The sequence below is a fragment of the Streptomyces flavovariabilis genome (assembly GCF_000725785.1).
Classification (GTDB): Bacteria; Actinomycetota; Actinomycetes; order Streptomycetales; family Streptomycetaceae; genus Streptomyces; species Streptomyces hawaiiensis.
Genome location: NZ_JNXD01000006.1, coordinates 275,258 through 293,440, shown reverse-complemented (window position 1 = coordinate 293,440; position 18,183 = coordinate 275,258). Strand labels below are relative to the sequence as shown.

Here is an 18,183-nt window from a genome sequence, read left to right as displayed (position 1 = left end):
GCGCCACTGCCCGGTGTTCAACGAGTCCGTAAGGCCGGTGTAACGGCGGCCACCCGCTGTTCCGTTCGACAACCGGCACCGCCGCTCCACGGGCTCTGCGCCTCCGCGTCGGGCGTGACGTGAGCCGCGGTCCGCCGTTGTAAGGGGCGATGCCCCCCACACCACAGCCAGAGTTCAGCGCTCCCACGATCGTGATCGGAGCCGGTCCCCACGGGCTCACGGTCGCCGCGCTGCTGCGCCGCTCCGGAGTACCGGCCGTGATCCTGGAACGGTCGGACCGAGTGGGAGCGAGCTGGGCGCAGCGCTATGACCATCTGAGACTGCACACCACCCCCGGTACCTCGAAACTCCCCGGCCTGCCGGTGCCGCGCCAGGCGGGCCCTTGGGTGAGCCGGGACGACTACGTGCGATACCTGGAGCGATACGTCGCCCATCACCGACTCGGCATCCGGGTGAGCACCCCGGTGCAGCGCATCGAGCGGTCCGAGCCCGGTTCGGGCGCCCGGTGGCTGGTCCACACCCCCGACGGCCCGGTGCCCACTGGCGCGGTCGTGGTGGCCACCGGCCGCTGCCACACCCCGAACATCCCCCATTGGCCCGGGCGTTCGACATTCACCGGCACCCTGCTGCACTCGGCCCGCTACCGCTCTCCCGTCCCCTACCGCGGGCGGGACGTCCTGGTGGTCGGTGCCGGCAACAGCGGTACCGAAATCGCGAGTGTCCTGGCCGGGGCCGGAGCCGAACGGGGTACGGATCGCTGTCCGTACCCCACCCAGCATCCTTCCCCGTTCCAGCGCCCGATGGCATGCGGCCGGCCGGCTGACGGAGGTCCTCCCGCTCGCGTGGCGCGACCGCACCTCCCTGCTCACGCAACGTCTCGCGGTGCCCGACCTGACCTCACGGGGACTGCCCCGGCCCCGTACCGGCCTCTATACCCGCAATGCCCGCGAAGGGGTCAATCCGGTGCTCGACCACGGCTTCGTCGACGCCGTCCGGTCCGGTCGGGTGGAGCCGGTCGCGGCCGTCCAGGCCTTCGACGGCCCCGAGGTTGTACTGGCCGACGGCACACGGCTGCGACCCGACACGGTCATCGCCGCCACCGGGTACCGGCCCAACCTGCACGACCTGGTCGGCTCCCTGGGCGTACTCGACGAGGCCGGGCACCCTCTCGCCGTAGGGGCACAGACCCATCCCGCGGCCCCGCGCCTGTACTTCGCCGGATACACCAATCCACTCACGGGTGTCCTTCGTCAGGCGGGCATCGAGGCGCGCGCCATCGCTCACGCCTTCCGCCTGTGAGAGGTCGCGGGCTGACGGAGCTTCGGAAACCTCGCGGCGACGCAGGGTTCTTCAGGCAGGAGCCGACCCGGCGGCCGTCGACCCCGTGGCTGCCCAGGCGGCAAGGAACCGCAGGGCGTCGTGCTCGGGTGTGCCGGGGGCGGCGCTGTAGGCGGTGAGCGTCAGACCGGGCTGGGCCGGCAGTTCCATGGCGTCGAAGTCGAGGGTGAGAACTCCGGCGGCCGGGTGCCGGAAGGACTTGCGACCGGTGTGGTGCAGGCGCACGTTGTGTCTGGCCCAAGCGGCGCGGAACTCCTCGCTGCGGGTGACGAGTTCGCCGACGAGTCCGGTCAGCCCGCTGTCGTGCGGAGCGCGCCCGGCCTCGGTGCGCAGCAGGGCGACGGTGGTGTTCACGGACTGGTCCCAGTCGGGAAAGAAGTCGCGGCCGTTCGGATCGAGGAACTGGAAGCGGGCGATGTTGGCCGTCGCGGTGGTGGGGTCGGGGAAGAGCGGGGAGTACAGGGCGCGGCCGAGGCGGTTGACGGCGAGGATGTCCAGGCGGCCGTTGCGGATGAAGGCCGGGGAGTCGGTCATGGAGTGCAGAACGCGCAGGACGCTGTCGGGCAGCGGGCCGCGAGCGCGCTTGCGCCGGGTGGGGCGTTTGGCGGCTGCGCGGGCGAGGTCGTAGAGGTGGGCGCGTTCGGCGTCGTCGAGCTGGAGAGCGTTCGCGACGGCGTCGAGGACTTCCTCCGAGGCACCCGCGAGGTTCCCCCGCTCCAGGCGGACGTAGTAGTCGACGCTGACGCCGGCGAGCATCGCGACCTCTTCGCGGCGCAGGCCCGGCACGCGCCGGTTGCCGCCGTAGGCGGGCAGGCCCGCCTGCTGGGGGGTGATTCCGGCACGGCGGGAGGCCAGGAACTCGCGGATGTCGCTCTCGGTACTCACGCCGTCCAGGCTAAGCCGGACGGCGCAGGCGTGGGGGGCACTGTCAGTACCGGTAACGACAGACCCTTCCTCACCTCGTTGAGCTGCGGTTTCATCGATGGTGGCGGCGTTCCCCGACCGCGGGGTCCTGCCGAAGTCGTCCTGAAGGTCGCCGACTAGGACCGGCCCTCCGTCCCACAGTCCCCCCACCTCTGAGAGAGACACCATGGAATTCGTCAAGCAGCAGGACACCGTCAAGGCCCCGGCGGACTGGTTCACCGGCGACGTCTGGTTCGACGTGATCCACGCGGGCAAGGAGCCGTCCCGGATGCGTGCCAACCTGGTCCGCTTCTCCCCGGGCGCCCGTACCCACTGGCACTCCCACGTGCTGGGCCAGACCCTGCACGTCGTCTCCGGCACCGCACTGATCGGCACCCGAGACGGCACCGTCTTCGAAGCGCACCCCGGCGAGACGGTCACCTGCCCTCCGCGCGAGGAGCACTGGCACGGCGCCACGCCCGGTCGCTTCATGGAGCACATCGCCATGTGGGAGGGCAGGGGCGACGGCAGCGAGGAAACCACCTGGAACGAGCCGGTCACCGACGAGCAGTACAACCGCGCCCGCAGCCGCTGACCGCACGAAAGGACTTCCGATGACCGACCAGCCCCGGCAGATCGGCGGCGGACGCCGCACGATCGGCGACTTCGCTCCCAAGCTCGCCGAACTCACCGACGACATCCTCTTCGAGGACGTGTGGAATCGCACGGAACTGGCCGCCCGTGACCGCAGCCTGATCACCGTGGCCGTCCTCACGGCGGGCGGCGACGCCGACCAGTTGCGCTTCCACCTCGGACGAGCCAAGGAGAACGGCGTCACAGAGACCGAACTCGTCGAGGCCATCACCCACCTCGCCTTCTACGCCGGCTGGCCCAAGGCCATGTCGGCGATCACGGTTGCGAAGCAGGTCTTCTCGGACTGACCACGCGAGAGATGCTGGGCCACTCCTCCCGGCAGGGCGCCGCCGAGCGACTTCCGCTCGGCGGCCCGTGCTTTCCGGAGCCTGGCCGGGCCAGGGCGGTCGAGAACGAACGGAAGAAATCGGGCTGGGTGCCGACGAGGACGGGCGCGCCGGGCGGCTGCCCGGGGTCACGAAACCGACGAAAGTGAAGCCGCCGCGGTGAGTCCGCCTCCCGCGCCGCCCACCACGCGACGACCCCGCTCGCCGAGGAGCCTCACCTCGTCATCGGCGGGTCAGTGCTGTCCTGCTGTCCTGCATGTCTCAACCCGCCCACGCTGCACAGACAGCCTCAGGGCTGGGACTCCGAAGGAGGGGATGGGGGGGAGAAAAGTCTCCCTGCCACGGGTGTCACCGGCGGTGCCAGACTGCCGGCATGACCGGTCGCGGGTCTGATCCGCACGGTCTTCCAGGTCCTGCGGCGACGACGGTCCCGCCTCCTGCCGTGCCGCTGTGCGCGGCGTGATCCGTCCGCGATGCGAAGGCTTCCCCATGTCCACTGAAGTCCCCGAGTCTGCCGTTCCGCCCCCCTGCGGGGCCGGTGAGTCCTCCCCGGCCCCCAGTCGGCGCACCTTCATTGCCACCACCGGCGCGGTCGGTGGTGCCGTCGTTGCGGGTGGCCTGATCGGGGGGACGCATCTTCTCGGTCCTGAGGAGGCGGCCGCCGCCGACGCGCCGCCCTCCAGCCGGGTGTCCCTGACGGTGAACGGCACCCGGCGAGCCGTGACGGTCGACAACCGCACCTCGTTGCTGGACCTGCTGCGCGAGCACTTCGAGCTGACCGGCTCCAAGAAAGGCTGCAACGCCGGCGCCTGCGGGGCGTGCACGGTCCTGGTCGACGGGCAGCGGGTCAACTCCTGCCTGACGTTGGCGGTGCGCCTGGAGGGTGCCGAGGTCACCACCATCGAGGGCCTGGCCGGGGGCAACCAACTGCACCCGCTGCAGCAGGCGTTCGTCGACGAGGACGCCTTCCAGTGCGGCTACTGCACACCCGGCCAGATCATGTCCGGGGTGGGCTGCATCAAGGAGGGGCACACCGGTTCGCCGGAGGAGATCCGGGAGTGGATGAGCGGCAACATCTGCCGCTGCGGCTGCTACGTGAACATCGTGCGGGCGGTCGAGCAGACCGCCGGCCGGAAGTGAGGACCGATGTACCCCTTCTCCTTCACGAAGGCCGCGAACACCCGCGAGGCCCTCAAAGCGGGCCGCTCGGGCGGGCGTTACATCGCCGGCGGCACCACTCTCGTCGACCTGATGCGGGAGACCGTCGAGCGCCCCGAAACCCTGGTGGACATCGCCGACCTGCCGCTGCGCGACCTCAGGGTCACCGAGCGCGGTGGCTTGCTCATCGGTGCCCTGGTGCGGATGGCCGAGGCCGCCGCCCACCCCAAGGTGCGCTCGCTGTACCCGGTCATCTCCCAGGCGCTGGAATTGAGCGCTTCCGCCCAGTTGCGGAACATGGCCACCATCGGCGGCAACATCATGCAGCGCACCCGGTGCACGTACTTCCGTGACGTGACCGCCGATTGCAACAAGCGTGAGCCCGGCTCGGGATGCGCGGCGCTGCACGGCCACCATCGCACGCACGCCGTCCTCGGCACCTCCGACGCCTGCGTGGCCACCCATCCCTCCGATGTCGCCGTGGCGTTCGCGGCGCTGGAGGCGACCGTGCACCTGCTGGGCCCGGACGGGGAACGCCGTGTCCCCTTCGCGGATTTCCTTCTCAAACCCGGGGACACTCCGAACCGCGAACACGCTCTCAGGCAGGGGGAGTTGATTACCGCCGTGGAGATTCTGCCGCTGCCGCGCCCCCTCAGGTCCGGCTACCTGAAGGTGCGCGACCGCCGGTCCTACGAGTTCGCCCTGACCTCGGCGGCCGTGGCGCTGCACGTGCGCGGCGGGGTGATCCGCGGGGCGAAAGTGGCCACCGGAGGGGTGGGCACGGTGCCGTGGAAGCTGCCCGCCGTCGAGCAGACCCTCATCGGCGAGCACCCCTCGGACCGCCTGTGGGCCGAGGCCGCCCGGCATGCGGCCGACGGGGCCCGTCCCCTTCCGCACAACCGGTTCAAGGTCGAGCTTCTGCGGCGGACCGTGGAACGCCAGCTGCGCGTCGTAGGAGGTACGAAGTGAGTCCCCAGCCGCAGGCTGCCGTGGGTGCGCCGCTGTCCCGGGTGGATGGGCGACTGAAGGTCACGGGCCAGGCGCAGTACGCCGCCGAGTTCGACGTCGACGGGGTGGTGCACGCGGTCATCGTCGACGCGAGCGTCGGCCGTGGCCGCATCACCGCCATCGACACCGGCGCCGCCGAGAGGCACCCGGGTGTGCTGCGGGTGATCAGCCACCGCAACGCGCCGAAGCTGCCGTACCGCGACAACTCCGGCTCGAACAATCTGCCCGGGCGCAGGCTGCGGGTGTTCCAGGACGACCGGGTGCTCTTCCACGGCCAGCCGGTCGCCGTCGTCGTGGCCACGACCCTGGAGGCCGCGCAGCACGGCGCGAGTCTGGTCAGGGTCGAGTACGACGCCGAGCAGTCCTCGACCGACCTGCACGAGGCCGAGCGGGACGAACCGACGGCCTACGCGCGTGGCGACGCGGACGCCGGGCTGCGCTCCTCGGCCGTGCGCCTGGACCTGACGTACCGGTTGGCGCGCAACCACCACAACCCGATGGAGCCGCACGCCACGATCGCCCGGTGGGACGGCGACAAGGTCACCGTGTGGGACAAGACGCAGTGGGTCATGGGTACCCGCGACGAGATCGCCGCCGTGTTCGACCTGCCCGCGGATGCGGTGCGGGTGATCAACCCGTTCGTCGGGGGCGGCTTCGGCAGCGGGCTGCGCTGCTGGCCGCACACGATCGTCGCCGCTGTGGCCGCGCGGGAGACGAAGCGGCCCGTCAAGCTGGTGCTCAGCCGTCGGCAGATGTACTTCGGCACCGGCTTCCGGCCCACCTACGAGTACCGGCTGCGGCTGGGCAGCGACCGGCGCGGCCGGCTGACCGCCGCGACCCACGAGATCGACGCGGAGACCTCGTCGTACGAGACGTTCACCGAAGGGGTCATGGCGCCCGGGCAGATGCTCTACAGCATGCCCCACGTCAGCCAGAACTACCGGACGGTGCCGCTGGATGTGAACACGCCGATCTGGATGCGCGGCCCCGGCTTCGCGTCGGCGTCGTTCGTCATCGAGTCGGCGATGGACGAACTCGCCCACAAACTCGGCGTCGACCCGATCGAGCTGCGCCGGCGCAACGAACCGTCCGAGGACGAGGCGAAGAACCTGCCGTTCTCGACGCGGCGGCTGCGGGAGTGCTACACGGTCGGCGCCCGTGAGTTCGGCTGGGACCGCCGTAACCCCAGGCCCCGTTCGACCCGTGACGGGGACTGGCTGATCGGTCTGGGAATGGCGGCCGGCGTGTACGACCCCGGGCGTTTCCCCGCGCAGGCCCGGGCCCGCCTCCACGCCGACGGCACCGCTGTGGTCGAGGCGGCCGCCACTGACATGGGTCCGGGCACCTACACCTCGCAGACCCAGGTGGCCGCGGACGCGCTCGGGCTGACCATGCGCACGGTGACCTTCAGGCTCGGTGACTCCCTGTATCCGCAGACCGGCCCGCACGGCGGCTCGTCGACCATGGCCAGCGTCGGCTCCGCCGTCGTCGACGCCTGCAACAAGGTGCGGCAGCAGGCGATCGAACTGGCCGTCGGGGACGAGGAGTCGCCTCTGCACGGAGTGCCGGCCGGCGACGTCGTCGTGCGCAATGGGCGGCTGCATGTGAAGGGCACCCCGGCGCGCGGTGAGACGTACCGCAGCCTGCTGGCCCGCCACAACCGCCCCCAGTTGGAAGCACGCGGCAACTATGCCGGGCCGCCGGCTCCCGAACGGAACTCCTACAACGCCTACAACGCCACCTTCGCCGAGGTCGCGGTGGACGCGACGCTGGGGCTGGTGCGGGTCCGGCGGATGCTCGGGGTGTACGACGCGGGCCGCATCATCAGCCCCAAGCTCGCCGAGAGCCAAGCCATCGGCGGCATCGTGGGCGGCATCGGCACGGCCCTGCTGGAGCACACGGTCACCGACCACCGCGACGGCCGGATCGTCAACGCCAACCTCGCCGACTACCTCGTCCCCGTCAACGCCGACGTCCCCCGGGTACGGGCGATCTACCTGGACGGCGAGGACAACGCGGGCAACGCGTTGGGGGTGAAGGGGCTCGGCGAGGTCGTCCAGGTGGGTGTGGCGGCCGCGATCGGCAACGCGGTCTTCCACGCCACCGGCCGACGGGTCCGTGAACTGCCCATCACCGCCGAGGCGTTGCTCTGACCGAGTGCCCGGGCCCCTGCGGAGCGGCCCAGCGTCCCGGGCACTCCCTCGTCCGGTGGCCGATCCCCGCGTCCGGCTGCCGGACCTCCCAGGGCCGCCACCGCGTGATGACGCTCCCCCACGGCGCGGTGGCGGCCCCCTCACTCTTTGCCCGAAGGACCCGTTCATGCTGAACATCGCGGACACACTGCACCGCTGGTGCGGCGAGGCACGCCCCTTCGCCCTGGCCACCGTCGTCGACGTCACCGGCAGCGCGCCGCTGCCGGTGGGCACGTCGGTCGCGGTGGACGAGAGTGGCAACGCGGTCGGCAGCATCTCCGGTGGCTGTGTCGAGGGCGCGGTCTACGACCTGTGCCGGCAGGTGCTCAGCGACCGGGGCGCGCCCCGGCGGGCCTTGTTCGGGTACTCCGACGACGACGCCTTCGCCGTAGGACTGACCTGCGGTGGCGAACTCGACGTCCTCGTCCAACGCATCGATCCCGCCCTCCAGCCGCACCTCGCCGCCGCCCTCACCGACGTCGTCCAGGGCCGGCCCACCGCCGTGGCCCAGATGGTGGCCGGCCCGCGCGACCTCATCGGCTCCACCCTGACCGTCCTCTCCGGCGACAGCGTCACCCACGGCGCTCTGGACGGCGGGCCGGCGGACAAGCTGGTGGCCGAGGAGGCGCGGTCCCTGCTACGGGCCGGGCGCACCACCAGGGCCACGGTCGGCGGGAACGGGGACGGCTGCCCCGAACCGATGACCGTCCTCGTGCACGTCCACGCATCCCGCCCCCGCATGCTGATCTTCGGCGCCGTCGACTTCGCCGCAGCTCTCAGCCAGGCCGGCGCCTTCCTGGGCTACCGGGTCACGGTGTGTGATGCCCGCCCCGTCTTCGCCACGAGCGCCCGTTTCCCGCACGCGGACGAGGTCGTCGTCGACTGGCCCCACCGTTACCTGGAACGCACCGAGGTGGACGCACGCACCGCGGTCTGTGTCCTCACCCATGACGCCAAGTTCGACATCCCTCTGCTGCGCCTGGCCCTCGACCTGCCCGTCGGCTACGTCGGGGCGCTGGGCTCCCGCCGCACCCACCGTGAACGCCTCCGCCTCCTGCGCGAAGCCGACGTGGCCGGAGACCGGTTGACCCGCCTGCGCTCCCCGATCGGCCTCGACCTCGGTGCCCGTACCCCCGAGGAGACGGCCGTCTCCATCACCGCGGAGATCATCGCCCACACCCACCGGGGCACGGGGCTGCCCCTGTCCCGGGCCACCGGACCGATCCACCGGCCGCTTCCCCACTGAGGTCCACGGACGCCGGAGAAGCAAGGAGAAAATTCTCCCTCTCTCAGAATGCCCGTGCGGTGCGATGCTCTTCCGCATTCCACCCCTCAGCGGTCGCGCACCGGCCCTGAAATCGGCGCGCTGGCCCTGCGCTTCTCCGGTTCCGCGCCCACACTCGTCTCCGGCCTCAGCGGCTCGGCGCCCCACGTGGGCATCGCCGTCGGCTCCTGGACGGCGGGCATGGCCTTGTCCTCACCGCTGGGGCAAGCAGGGCCCCCGCTGGTCGGCACGGTGGCGGCCGCCCTCACCCTCGTACCCTGACCGCGCTCGCGCTGATGCGCGCCACCCGCTCCGAGGCGCCACCGCCGCAGCCTGGAACAGCCGCAGACCGGTCGATCGGGTGCGGTGCTCAGGACATCGGCTGACGCGGGGCCCGGCTCGTCCCCCGCGCGGGCAGCAGGTCACCCTCGTGGACCGACCGGGCGGTGAGGTCCGGCCGGCGGGGGTCACTGCGGCCTGGACGGAGCTGTGGCCGACGCGGCCGCGCACCTCGTCGGTATGGGCGCGTCGCCGGTCAGCGGAGGGGCGGAGAGGGCGACACCTTCTGGTCGGTGGCCCAGGAGGCGAGGATGCGCAGCCGCTCGTGGGTGGGAGAGCCGGGGGCGGCGGTCCAGACCGTCAGGTGCTGGTCGGGGTCGGTGTTGGCGGTGAGGGTGTCCCAGTCCAGGACGAGTTCGCCGACGACCGGATGGTTGAGGGTCTTGGTGCCCACGGTGCGGGCGGCGACCTTGTGGTCGCCCCACCATCGGGCGAACTGCTTGTCCCGGGTGGACAGTTCACCGACCAGCTCGATCAGACGGGGATCCTCGGGGTACTGCGCCGCCTCCATCCGCAGCTGCGCCACGGCGATCCGCGCCGAGCCCTCCCAGTCGGCGTAGAGGCCGCGCATCGCCGGATCGGTGAAGATGAGCCGCGGGTAGTTCCGGTGCTTCTCCGGGACCCGGGAGAAGTCGGTGACCAGTGCGGCCGCCAGCGCGTTCCACGCCAGAATGTCACCGCGCCGCCCCTGCACGATGGCCGGAGTGGCGGTCAGGTCGTCCAGCACGCGTTGCAGCTGGGGCTGGACCTTCTGCCTGACGTGGCGCCGGGGGGCGCGGGTGGTGGTCTTGCCCGCGAGCTGGAAGAGATAGCCCCGCTCGTCGTCGTCCAGGTGGAGGACGCGGGCGATGGTGTCCAGCACCGGAGCGGACGCCTGCATACGTCCCTGCTCGAGACGCGTGTAGTAGTCCGTGCTGATGGAGGCGAGCTGGGCGACCTCCTCGCGGCGCAGCCCGGCCACCCGGCGGGGCCCGCCCGTCTCCGGCAGCCCGACCGTGCGCGGGCTCAGTTCCGAGCGGCGCTTCTTGAGGAATTCTCCCAGTTCATTCAGGGTGACATTGCTGGTCATGCTTCCCAGCATGACATCGATCGCACCCGGGGAAGGGGGGAGAATTTCCTCCCAGGATGTTTCTCTCCCAGGATGAATTCCTCCGCTTTTCGCGCCTGCCCTCGCGTGTGAGGCTCGATCGTGAGCAGCCGTTCCCGACGTCGACTGCGGCACACAGACCCTTCTACCGAAGGAAGCACCACCATGCGCGGAGCAGTCATTCACGCCCCCGGCGACGTGCGTTTCGAGACCCTGGACGACCCGAAGATCTTGCATCCGACCGACGCGATCATCCGCACGGTCGCCACCTGCGTGTGCGGCTCGGACCTGTGGCCCTACCGCGGCGCGGAGCCGGTGGACGAGCCTCATCCGATGGGGCACGAGTACGTCGGCATCGTCGAGGAGGTCGGCAGCGAGGTCACGCACGTCAAGCCCGGCCGTTTCGTGGTCGGCTCCTTCGCCACCTCGGACAACACCTGTGCCCACTGCCGCAACGGCTGGCAGTCGTCCTGTCTGAACCGGGAGTTCATGAGCACCTGTCAGGCCGACTACGTGCGCATTCCCAACGCCCACGGCACCCTCGTCGCCACCGACGAGCACCCCGACGCCGAGCTGGTGCCGAGCCTGCTCGCCGTCTCCGACGTGATGGGCACCGGCTGGTACGCCGCCGTGGCCGCCGAGGTCACGCCCGGGTCCACCGCCGTGGTCGTCGGCGACGGAGCGGTCGGCCTGTGCGGCGTCATCGCCGCCAAGGAACTCGGCGCGGAACGGATCATCGCCATGTCGCGGCACGAGTCCCGGCAGAAGCTCGCCCTGGAGTTCGGTGCCACCGACATCGTCGGCGAGCGCGGCGAGGACGGCGTCGCCCGGATCAAGGACCTCACCGGCGGCATCGGCGCCGACTCCGTCCTGGAGTGTGTCGGCACCGCCGAGTCGATGCGGCAGGCCCTGCACTCCGCCCGCCCCGGCGGCAACGTCGGCTTCGTCGGCGTCCCCCACGACGTCGCGATCGACGGCCAGGAGCTGTTCTTCTCCCACGTCGGCCTGCGCGGCGGCCCCGCCCCCGTGCGCGCCTACCTGCCCGACCTGATCGACCGCGTCCTGGCCGGCCGGATCGACCCGGGCAAGGTCTTCGACCTCGCCCTGCCCCTCGACCAGGTCGCCGAGGGCTACCGGGCGATGGACGAGCGCCGTGCCGTCAAGGCCCTTCTGAAGCCCTGACCGCAGACCGTCCCGCCATCGGTGCCGGGCATTCTCCGCCCGGTCCCCCGCCCGCAAAAGGACTCATCGTGACCACTTTCGCCCTCATCGGTGCCGGCCCCGGCCTCGGGCTCGCCGCCGCCCGCCGCTTCGGGACCGCCGGCCACTCCGTCGCTCTCATCTCCCGCAACGCCCAGCACCTGGACGAGCTCACGGCCGAGCTGGCCGGCGACGGCATCGAAGCCCGCGGCTTCACCGCCGACGTCCTCGACATCGAGTCCCTGACCGCGGCCCTGTACGCGGCCGGAACCTCACTGGGGACCGTCGAGGTCCTCCAGTACAGCCCCGTGCCACGCGCCGACTTCATGAAACCGGTCCTGGACACCGGCGCCGACGACCTCGACGCCCCTCTCGGGTTCTCCGTCAAGGGCCCCGTCACGGCCGTGAACGCCGTCCTGCCCGGCATGCGGGACCTCGGCCGCGGCACGCTGCTGTTCGTCAACGGCTCCAGCGCCGTACGCCCCAACCCGAACGTCGCCGGCACCTCCATCGCCTTCGCCGCCGAGAGCGCGTACGCCCGCATGCTCCACGACACCCTCGCCGCCGAGAACATCCACGCCGCGCAGCTGATCGTCCCCGGCGCCATCCGGCCCGACTCCGAACACAGCAGTCCCGACGCGCTGGCCCGGCGCCTGTACGACATCCACACCGGGCGCGACGGCTTCCGCCACTACTCCGAGCCCCTGCCCGGCTGAATGCCTGGACGCCCCGTGACGCCGACCGCCCTTCCCGCCCTCGCGGCCCGTGGCGCCGTAGCCGCGGCCCTGCTGCTTGCCGTCACCGCCTGCACCGACAACGCGCCCGCCGCGTCCTCCGGGTCGTCCCCTTCCGGACGGCACCAGACGCCGGCACCCCCGGCATCCACCGCATCGTCCGACAGGAACACCGCCATGAACATCCGCATCACCCTCGACGGCCAACCGGTCGACGCCACCCTGAACGACAACGCCGTAGCGCGCGACTTCGCCTCCCTGCTCCCGCTCAGCCTCGATCTGGAGGACTTCCACCAGACGGAGCGGATCGCGTATCCGCCACGCAAGCTGGACACCTCCGGCGCCCCGGACCCGGCCGCACCGAAGGCCGGCGACCTGGCCTACTACGTCCCCTGGGGCAACCTGGCCCTGTTCTACCGCGACGGCGACTCCGCCTCAGCCGACCTGATCGTCCTCGGCCACGTCGACGACCGCGACACCGGACGGCTCGCCAACGCCGAACACGTCACCATCGAAGCCGCCCCCTGACCCGGCCGACAGCCACCGCCCCCTGACCTGCCCGTATTCCGCCGTTCCGCTCGAGGAGAGACCGCACGTATGCCTTCCGCGTCCGGGGCCACCCCCGGCAAGCTTCCCTTCGTCGTCTGGGTGCTCGCCGCCGGCACGTTCCTGATGGGCACCACCGAGTTCGTCATCGCCGGACTGCTGCCCGAACTGTCCACCGGCCTCGGTGTGAGCACCTCCCGGGCCGGCCTGCTGATCACCGCCTTCGCCGTCGGCATGATCATCGGGGCGCCGGCCATGGCCCTGGCCACGCTGCGCCTGCCTCAGCGTCAGACGCTGATCCTGGCCCTGTCCGTGTTCAGCCTCGGTCACGTGGTGGCGGCTCTCAGCAGCTCCTTCACCGTCGTCCTCGCCGCCCGCGTCGTCACCGCGCTGGCCACCGGAGCGTTCTGGTCCGTCGGTTTCGTCGTCGCCACCGCCGCCGCAGGCCCGCAGAAGGCCACCCGCGCCACCGGCGTGATGATCGGCGGTCTGACCCTCGCCAACGTCGTCGGCGTGCCCATCGGCTCCTTCGCCGGCCAGTTCGTCGGCTGGCGGGGCCCGTTCTGGGCGCTGGCCGCCCTCGCCGCGCTCGCCGCCGCCTTCATCGGCCGCTTCATCCCCGCCCGGGAAGAGCGCGCGACCGTCTCGCTGCGCGCGGAGTTCGGCGCCCTGCGCCAGGGTCGGCTGTGGCTGGCGCTGAGCGCCGCCGTCTTCATCATGGGCGGTGTCCTGGCGACGTACAGCTACGTCACCCCGCTGCTGACCGACCGCGCCGGCATCCCGGCGGGCGCCGTGCCGTTCGTCCTCATCGCCTTCGGCGTCGGCGCCCTGGGCGGCACCACCACCGGCGGCCGACTGGGCGAGCACCGGCCGATGGCCACCACCCTCACCGCCGCCGCGGCCACCGCTCTCGTGCTGTTCTTGCTGATCCCGCTGTCCGCCGGCGCGGTCACGGCCACCGTCCTGGTCTTTCTCATGGGCCTGACCGGTTTCGCGGTGAACCCCGTCGTCACGGCGCTCGCCATGCGTTTCGCCGGTGACGCCCCCACCCTGACGTCCGCGCTGACCACCTCCGCCTTCAACGTCGGCGTGGCGGGCGGGTCATGGATCGCGGGTACTGCCCTGGACTCCGCCCTCGGCGTGACCGGACCGCCCCTGGTGGGCGCCGTCATCGCCGCCCTCACCCTGCTCCCGCTCATCGCCCTCGCCGTGCGCGGCGCCTCCGGCAAGAGCCGCATCGTGGCCCAGCGAACCGCTCCGGCCCACGCGCCGAGCGACGAACCGGCACGGACGCCGTCCCGTCACTGACCGCGTCCCGGCCGCCTCACCCCGCCGACGCGGACCGGCGCACAGAGCAGGCGAGCCGCCCCCGCCATGAGCCGAACGGGCAACCCCGAACCACAGCACCACTCACGATGGGAGAGCACGACGTGAACCCCACCTACGACTTCACCGGCCAGGTCGCCCTCGTCACCGGGGCCGGCGCCGGCATGGGCCTGGCGACCGCCCGGGCCTTCGCCGAGGCCGGGGCCGCCGTCGCCCTCACCGACATCGACGAGGCAGCCGTGAACTCGGCGGCGAGGGAACTCACCGACGCCGGCCACCAAGCCCTCGCCCTCACCTGCGACGTCAGCGACGAGGACCAGGTCGCGGCCGCGGCCGACCGCACCGTCGAAGCCTTCGGCCGCCTCGACATGGCCTACAACAACGCCGGCATCCAGATCCCGCCCAGCGACGCCGCCGAGGAACCCGCCGAACGGTTCGACCGCGTCAACGCCATCAACCTCCGCGGCGTGTGGGCCTGCATGAAGCACGAGCTGCGGCACATGCGCGCCCAGGGCAGCGGCGCCATCGTCAACTGCTCCTCGCTCGGCGGCCTGGTCGGGCTGCCCGGCCGCGCCTCGTACCACGCCTCCAAGCACGGCGTGATCGGCCTGACCAGCAGCGCCGCCCTCGAATACGCCCCCCGCGGCATCCGCGTCAACGCCGTGTGCCCCGGCACCATCGACACCCCGATGGTCGGCGACATGATCGCAAAGGGGGAGCTCGACCGTGCCGACGCGGAGGCCGGCCAGCCCATCAACCGGCTCGGAACCGCCGAGGAGATCGCCCAGGCCGTCCTGTGGCTGTGCAGCCCCGGCGCCGGCTTCGTCGTCGGCGTCGCCCTCCCCGTCGACGGCGGCTACGTCGCCCGATGAGGACGGGCCACGACACCGGGATTCGGCTTCGGCAGCGGCGAGGTGAGGGGACTGCACATCGCCTGCACGGGACCTGACCCGACCTCCTATTCGGTGCGCAGGGCTGTGGCGGTCCGGGCCCTGGCGGCCCAGCCGGCGGGCAGGAGCGCACCCAGGGTGGCGATGAGCAGGCCGCCGAGTGTGAGTGGGAGCAGTTCGGCCCCGTGGTAGACGGCGATGACGGAACCGGGGAGGCGGAGCCCCACGCTGTCGCCCATCGCGGGGAGGACCCAGCCGTGCAGGGCCACGCCCAGCGGCACACCCAGGGCGCCCGCCACCAGTCCGGTCACGACGACCGAGGTGAGGACCATCGCGACGGTCTGCCGGGGGGTCATGCCGAGCGCCTTGTGGACACCGATCTCCCGCACGCGCTCGCGGGTGTCGAGCAGCACGCCGTTGAGCACGCCGAGCGCGGCGACGGCGACGAGCATCAGCGTGAGGATCGCGGACAGCGCGTTGAGCGTGACGACCATGTCGCCGCCGGCGTCGAGCCCGCCCACCCGAGCGGTGGCCCCCTGCGGTGCCAGGTCCTTGTTCAGCGCGTCGACGTACTCGGCAGTGCCGGTGCCTGGCGTGATCGCGATGTGATGGCTCGTCTCCGTCAGGTCGGGGTGTGCGGCCGTGAGGGTCGAGGCGTCGGTGAAGACCTGCATGCCGTCGTTGCGGGGGTCGAGGACTTCACCGACGAGTCGGACCGTGACCGGCTCGGCCAGGCCGTGCAGGGTGACGGTGTCGCCGATGCGGGTGCCGGTGGCGGTCAGGAAGGGGGTGGGGACCACGGCCTCGCCGGGCCTGTCGATCCAGCGGCCCGAGACCATCGTGTAACCGCCCCAGGAAGCGTCGCCGGTGAAGGCGATCACGTCGATGGTGCCGGTCAGGCCGGACACGGTCGCCCGTACCGTCGCGGCGCTGTAGTACTTCCCGGTTCCGGCGGCGGCCTCGACGGCCGCGGCGACCGCGGCGGGATCGGCTTTGGCCTGCTTCTCGGGGCCGGGGCCGGGGCCTTGGGGGCCGAAGTCCGGCAAGGGCGCGGGCACGACGACATCGGCGGCGTCGTGGGCCTTGGCCTTCATCACCTGGCCGAGCGAGGCGCCCATCCCCACGGTGAACGTGACGGCGACGGTGCCGAACAGGATCGCCGTGCCCATGGCCAGCGCGCGGGCGGGCCGCGCGAAGGGCCGGACCAGGCCCAGGGCGAGGGGTTGCGGCAACGGGAGCCGTCCGGCCAGGCGGGCCGCCCACCGGCCGTGCCCCGCCGAAGCGGTACGCCCTACGGCGAGCGCATCGACCGTACGCAGTCGGCCGGCCCGCCAGGCACTCGCCCACGCGGTCGCCGCCACCAGGCCGAGCACCCCGGCGATCACCGTCAGGTCGACCCAGGGGGCGACGCCCAGAGACGAGGTGCCGTAGACCTCCTCGGTCTCGGCCAGCACCGGGACGGCGAGAAGGTGGCCGGCGAGGACACCGAGGGCCGTGCCGGCGGCGGCCGGGATCAGCGCCTGGCCCACGTAGGCCCGCACGACCTGGGCCGGGGTGAAGCCGACGGCCTTGAGAATGCCGATGCGGCGCGTTCCCGTGCCGACGGCCGACGCGACGACGTTGCCGACGACGAGCACCGACATGACCAGGCCCAGGGCGCCGAACGCCATGAGGAACGGGACGTAGAGAGCGGTGTCGCGCTCGGCGGTCTTCTTGACGGTGAGCCAGGACTGTTCCCCGACGGCCGTTCCCGGTGGCAGGGATGCCGTCACGGCCTTGCCGCCCGCGGTGATCTGCGCGGCGGTGCCCGCGTCGGTGAAACGGTAGAGCATCTGGTGGCCGCCGCTGCCGGGCGCGGTGAGCGCCGGCATCTGGGACGGAAGCACCCAGGCGTCGGCGGTCTGCGTGACCGAGCGGGCCACGCCGACCACCGTCAGTGCCGGACCGCCGGACAGACCGGGGAAGGCGATCTTCATGCCCATGGTCGGGATGAGCGACGAGTTGGCGGACAGCACGATCTCGCCGGAGCGTGTGGCCCACCGCCCGTCGAGCAGTGCCACCTCGTCCACGTCCCGGCCGGGATCGCCCCGGCCGACCACGGTCATCGGCCACCCGGGGACCGCCCCGTCCGACCGTGGGGTGACCGTCGCCGTACGGAACGGCCCGGCGGCGCTGCTCACCCCTTCGGCGTTCTTGGACTTCGACAGCTGCCCGGCACTCACCTTGCCCGCGTCGAACTGCACGGACAGGTGCGCGCCGTGCTGCTTGGCGAAGGCGTCGTCGAAGGGCGCGCCGGACACCACGAGCAGCGATCCGCCCAGGACGGAGGCGGCCACCGCCATCATCGCGGCGAGCCCGATCACCAGCGTCTGCACCCGGCGTCGCCCCACCCCCGAGCGCACCACCTTGCCGAGCGCGCTCATCGGGCGGCCTGCGAGGCTACGGCGTCCGAGGCGACGGCCTGCGACCCGAGGTCTTCGGTGATCCGGCCGTCGGCGATCCGGACCGTGCGGTTCGTGCAGGACCGGGCCAGAGCCAGGTCGTGGGTGACCACGACGATGGTCTGGCCCTCGGCATTGAGGCCGGTGAGCAGCCTGCTGACGTCCTGTCCGGCGGCCGTGTCCAGGGCACCGGTCGGCTCGTCGGCCAGGAGCAGCGTAGGCCGGTTCATCAACGCCCGGGCCACCGCGACGCGTTGCCGCTCGCCGCCGGACAGCCGCCCCGGGTAGGCGCGGGCGTGCCGGTCGATGCCCAGCAGTTCCAGGAGTTCCGCCGCCCGGCGGTCCGCCTCGGCACGTGCCATACCCGCGAGGCGCGCGGGCAGGACGACATTGTCGGTGACGGTCAGATCGTCGAGCAGGTTGAAGAACTGGAAGACCATGCCGACCTTCGACCGCCGGTAGAGCGCCGATCCGGCTTCGCCCAGCCGGTCCACCCGCACCCCGTCCACGGTGACGGTCCCCGTATCGGGCCGGTCCAGGCCCGCGATCAGGTTGAGCAGCGTGGACTTGCCGCTGCCGGAAGGACCGAGGATCGCGACGGCCTCGCCGGGCTGCACGGTCAGCGACGCCTCGTGCAGAGCGGGCGGGCCGTCGTCGTACCGGCGGCTCACCCCCCGCAGTTCGATCACCGGCGTGGTCATAAAAGCTCCTTGGGTACGGGCAGTTGGCTGCGTGAACGCTAGGAGCGGACCCGGCCCGCGCGCGTCGCCCGTCCGA

Annotated in this window: 16 protein-coding genes and 1 pseudogene; 13 read left to right on the top strand and 4 right to left on the bottom strand. The window is 71.9% G+C overall.

The window, feature by feature from the left end:
* The first annotated feature begins 149 nt into the window (after positions 1 to 149).
* Positions 150 to 1,299 (top strand): annotated as a pseudogene (locus IO24_RS47555) (flavin-containing monooxygenase).
* Between the two features lie 51 nt (positions 1,300 to 1,350).
* Here the strand turns inward: IO24_RS47555 and IO24_RS0113525 are convergent.
* Entirely contained in the window at positions 1,351 to 2,223 is an 873-nt protein-coding gene (locus tag IO24_RS0113525; protein WP_037667819.1) for a helix-turn-helix transcriptional regulator, read from the bottom strand.
* Between the two features lie 205 nt (positions 2,224 to 2,428).
* Between IO24_RS0113525 and IO24_RS0113520 the strand changes: the two genes are divergently transcribed.
* The 7 genes from IO24_RS0113520 to IO24_RS0113490 all read left to right on the top strand — a co-directional run bounded on the left by IO24_RS0113520 (position 2,429) and on the right by IO24_RS0113490 (position 9,125).
* On the top strand, positions 2,429 to 2,836 hold the full coding sequence (locus tag IO24_RS0113520; RefSeq protein WP_031135387.1) for a (R)-mandelonitrile lyase: 408 nt from the start codon (positions 2,429 to 2,431) through the stop codon (positions 2,834 to 2,836).
* A 19-nt stretch (positions 2,837 to 2,855) separates the two neighbouring features.
* Entirely contained in the window at positions 2,856 to 3,182 is a 327-nt protein-coding gene (locus tag IO24_RS0113515; RefSeq protein ID WP_031135386.1) for a carboxymuconolactone decarboxylase family protein, read from the top strand.
* A 528-nt stretch (positions 3,183 to 3,710) separates the two neighbouring features.
* Positions 3,711 to 4,361 (top strand): (2Fe-2S)-binding protein, encoded by a 651-nt coding sequence (locus tag IO24_RS0113510; protein ID WP_031135384.1) that lies wholly within the window; start codon positions 3,711 to 3,713, stop codon positions 4,359 to 4,361.
* 6 nt (positions 4,362 to 4,367) lie between these two features.
* Positions 4,368 to 5,348, top strand: a complete 981-nt coding sequence (locus IO24_RS0113505) for an FAD binding domain-containing protein (protein WP_031135382.1) — start codon at positions 4,368 to 4,370, stop codon at positions 5,346 to 5,348.
* Positions 5,345 to 7,540, top strand: coding sequence for a xanthine dehydrogenase family protein molybdopterin-binding subunit (locus IO24_RS0113500; RefSeq protein WP_031135380.1), 2,196 nt, complete (start codon positions 5,345 to 5,347; stop codon positions 7,538 to 7,540). The genes IO24_RS0113505 and IO24_RS0113500 overlap by 4 nt, the downstream gene beginning before the upstream one ends.
* A 166-nt stretch (positions 7,541 to 7,706) precedes the next feature.
* Positions 7,707 to 8,825 carry an XdhC family protein gene (locus IO24_RS0113495; protein WP_031135378.1) on the top strand — a complete coding sequence of 373 codons (1,119 nt, stop codon included), beginning with the start codon at positions 7,707 to 7,709 and terminating at the stop codon, positions 8,823 to 8,825.
* Between the two features lie 54 nt (positions 8,826 to 8,879).
* Entirely contained in the window at positions 8,880 to 9,125 is a 246-nt protein-coding gene (locus IO24_RS0113490; protein ID WP_157851251.1) for a hypothetical protein, read from the top strand.
* 253 nt (positions 9,126 to 9,378) lie between these two features.
* Here IO24_RS0113490 and IO24_RS0113485 read toward each other — a convergent pair whose 3' ends face one another.
* Complete coding sequence (locus IO24_RS0113485; RefSeq protein ID WP_031135374.1) at positions 9,379 to 10,263, bottom strand: helix-turn-helix domain-containing protein; 885 nt, start codon at positions 10,261 to 10,263, stop codon at positions 9,379 to 9,381.
* 171 nt (positions 10,264 to 10,434) lie between these two features.
* Between IO24_RS0113485 and IO24_RS0113480 the strand changes: the two genes are divergently transcribed.
* The 5 genes from IO24_RS0113480 to IO24_RS0113455 all read left to right on the top strand — a co-directional run bounded on the left by IO24_RS0113480 (position 10,435) and on the right by IO24_RS0113455 (position 14,947).
* Positions 10,435 to 11,451 carry a zinc-dependent alcohol dehydrogenase family protein gene (locus IO24_RS0113480; RefSeq protein ID WP_031135372.1) on the top strand — a complete coding sequence of 339 codons (1,017 nt, stop codon included), beginning with the start codon at positions 10,435 to 10,437 and terminating at the stop codon, positions 11,449 to 11,451.
* A 68-nt stretch (positions 11,452 to 11,519) separates the two neighbouring features.
* On the top strand, positions 11,520 to 12,185 hold the full coding sequence (locus tag IO24_RS0113475) for an SDR family NAD(P)-dependent oxidoreductase (protein WP_031135371.1): 666 nt from the start codon (positions 11,520 to 11,522) through the stop codon (positions 12,183 to 12,185).
* Between the two features lie 15 nt (positions 12,186 to 12,200).
* Entirely contained in the window at positions 12,201 to 12,731 is a 531-nt protein-coding gene (locus IO24_RS40605) for a cyclophilin-like fold protein (protein ID WP_037667818.1), read from the top strand.
* Between the two features lie 69 nt (positions 12,732 to 12,800).
* Positions 12,801 to 14,057 (top strand): MFS transporter, encoded by a 1,257-nt coding sequence (locus IO24_RS0113460; protein WP_031135365.1) that lies wholly within the window; start codon positions 12,801 to 12,803, stop codon positions 14,055 to 14,057.
* Positions 14,058 to 14,179: 122 nt separating this feature from the next.
* The gene (locus IO24_RS0113455; protein ID WP_031135363.1) at positions 14,180 to 14,947 is read left to right on the top strand and encodes a glucose 1-dehydrogenase; all 768 of its coding nucleotides are present in this window, start codon (positions 14,180 to 14,182) and stop codon (positions 14,945 to 14,947) included.
* Between the two features lie 86 nt (positions 14,948 to 15,033).
* Here the strand turns inward: IO24_RS0113455 and IO24_RS0113450 are convergent, their stop codons facing one another.
* Together IO24_RS0113450 and IO24_RS0113445 are read right to left on the bottom strand one after the other, a co-directional pair.
* Positions 15,034 to 17,388: an ABC transporter permease gene (locus IO24_RS0113450; RefSeq protein ID WP_031135361.1), complete on the bottom strand. Its 2,355-nt coding sequence runs from the start codon at positions 17,386 to 17,388 to the stop codon at positions 15,034 to 15,036.
* Positions 17,385 to 18,107, bottom strand: a complete 723-nt coding sequence (locus IO24_RS0113445; protein ID WP_031135360.1) for an ABC transporter ATP-binding protein — start codon at positions 18,105 to 18,107, stop codon at positions 17,385 to 17,387. Before IO24_RS0113445 ends, IO24_RS0113450 begins: the two co-directional genes overlap by 4 nt.
* Positions 18,108 to 18,183 lie beyond the last annotated feature (76 nt).

Coding starts and splice junctions, on each gene's coding strand:
- IO24_RS0113445 (WP_031135360.1), bottom strand. CDS start 18,107: ATGACCACGCCGGTGATCGAACTGCGGGGGGTGAGCCGCCGGTACGAC.
- IO24_RS0113505 (WP_031135382.1), top strand. CDS start 4,368: ATGTACCCCTTCTCCTTCACGAAGGCCGCGAACACCCGCGAGGCCCTC.
- IO24_RS0113520 (WP_031135387.1), top strand. CDS start 2,429: ATGGAATTCGTCAAGCAGCAGGACACCGTCAAGGCCCCGGCGGACTGG.
- IO24_RS0113485 (WP_031135374.1), bottom strand. CDS start 10,263: ATGCTGGGAAGCATGACCAGCAATGTCACCCTGAATGAACTGGGAGAA.
- IO24_RS0113450 (WP_031135361.1), bottom strand. CDS start 17,388: ATGAGCGCGCTCGGCAAGGTGGTGCGCTCGGGGGTGGGGCGACGCCGG.
- IO24_RS0113510 (WP_031135384.1), top strand. CDS start 3,711: ATGTCCACTGAAGTCCCCGAGTCTGCCGTTCCGCCCCCCTGCGGGGCC.
- IO24_RS0113515 (WP_031135386.1), top strand. CDS start 2,856: ATGACCGACCAGCCCCGGCAGATCGGCGGCGGACGCCGCACGATCGGC.
- IO24_RS0113480 (WP_031135372.1), top strand. CDS start 10,435: ATGCGCGGAGCAGTCATTCACGCCCCCGGCGACGTGCGTTTCGAGACC.
- IO24_RS0113460 (WP_031135365.1), top strand. CDS start 12,801: ATGCCTTCCGCGTCCGGGGCCACCCCCGGCAAGCTTCCCTTCGTCGTC.
- IO24_RS0113495 (WP_031135378.1), top strand. CDS start 7,707: ATGCTGAACATCGCGGACACACTGCACCGCTGGTGCGGCGAGGCACGC.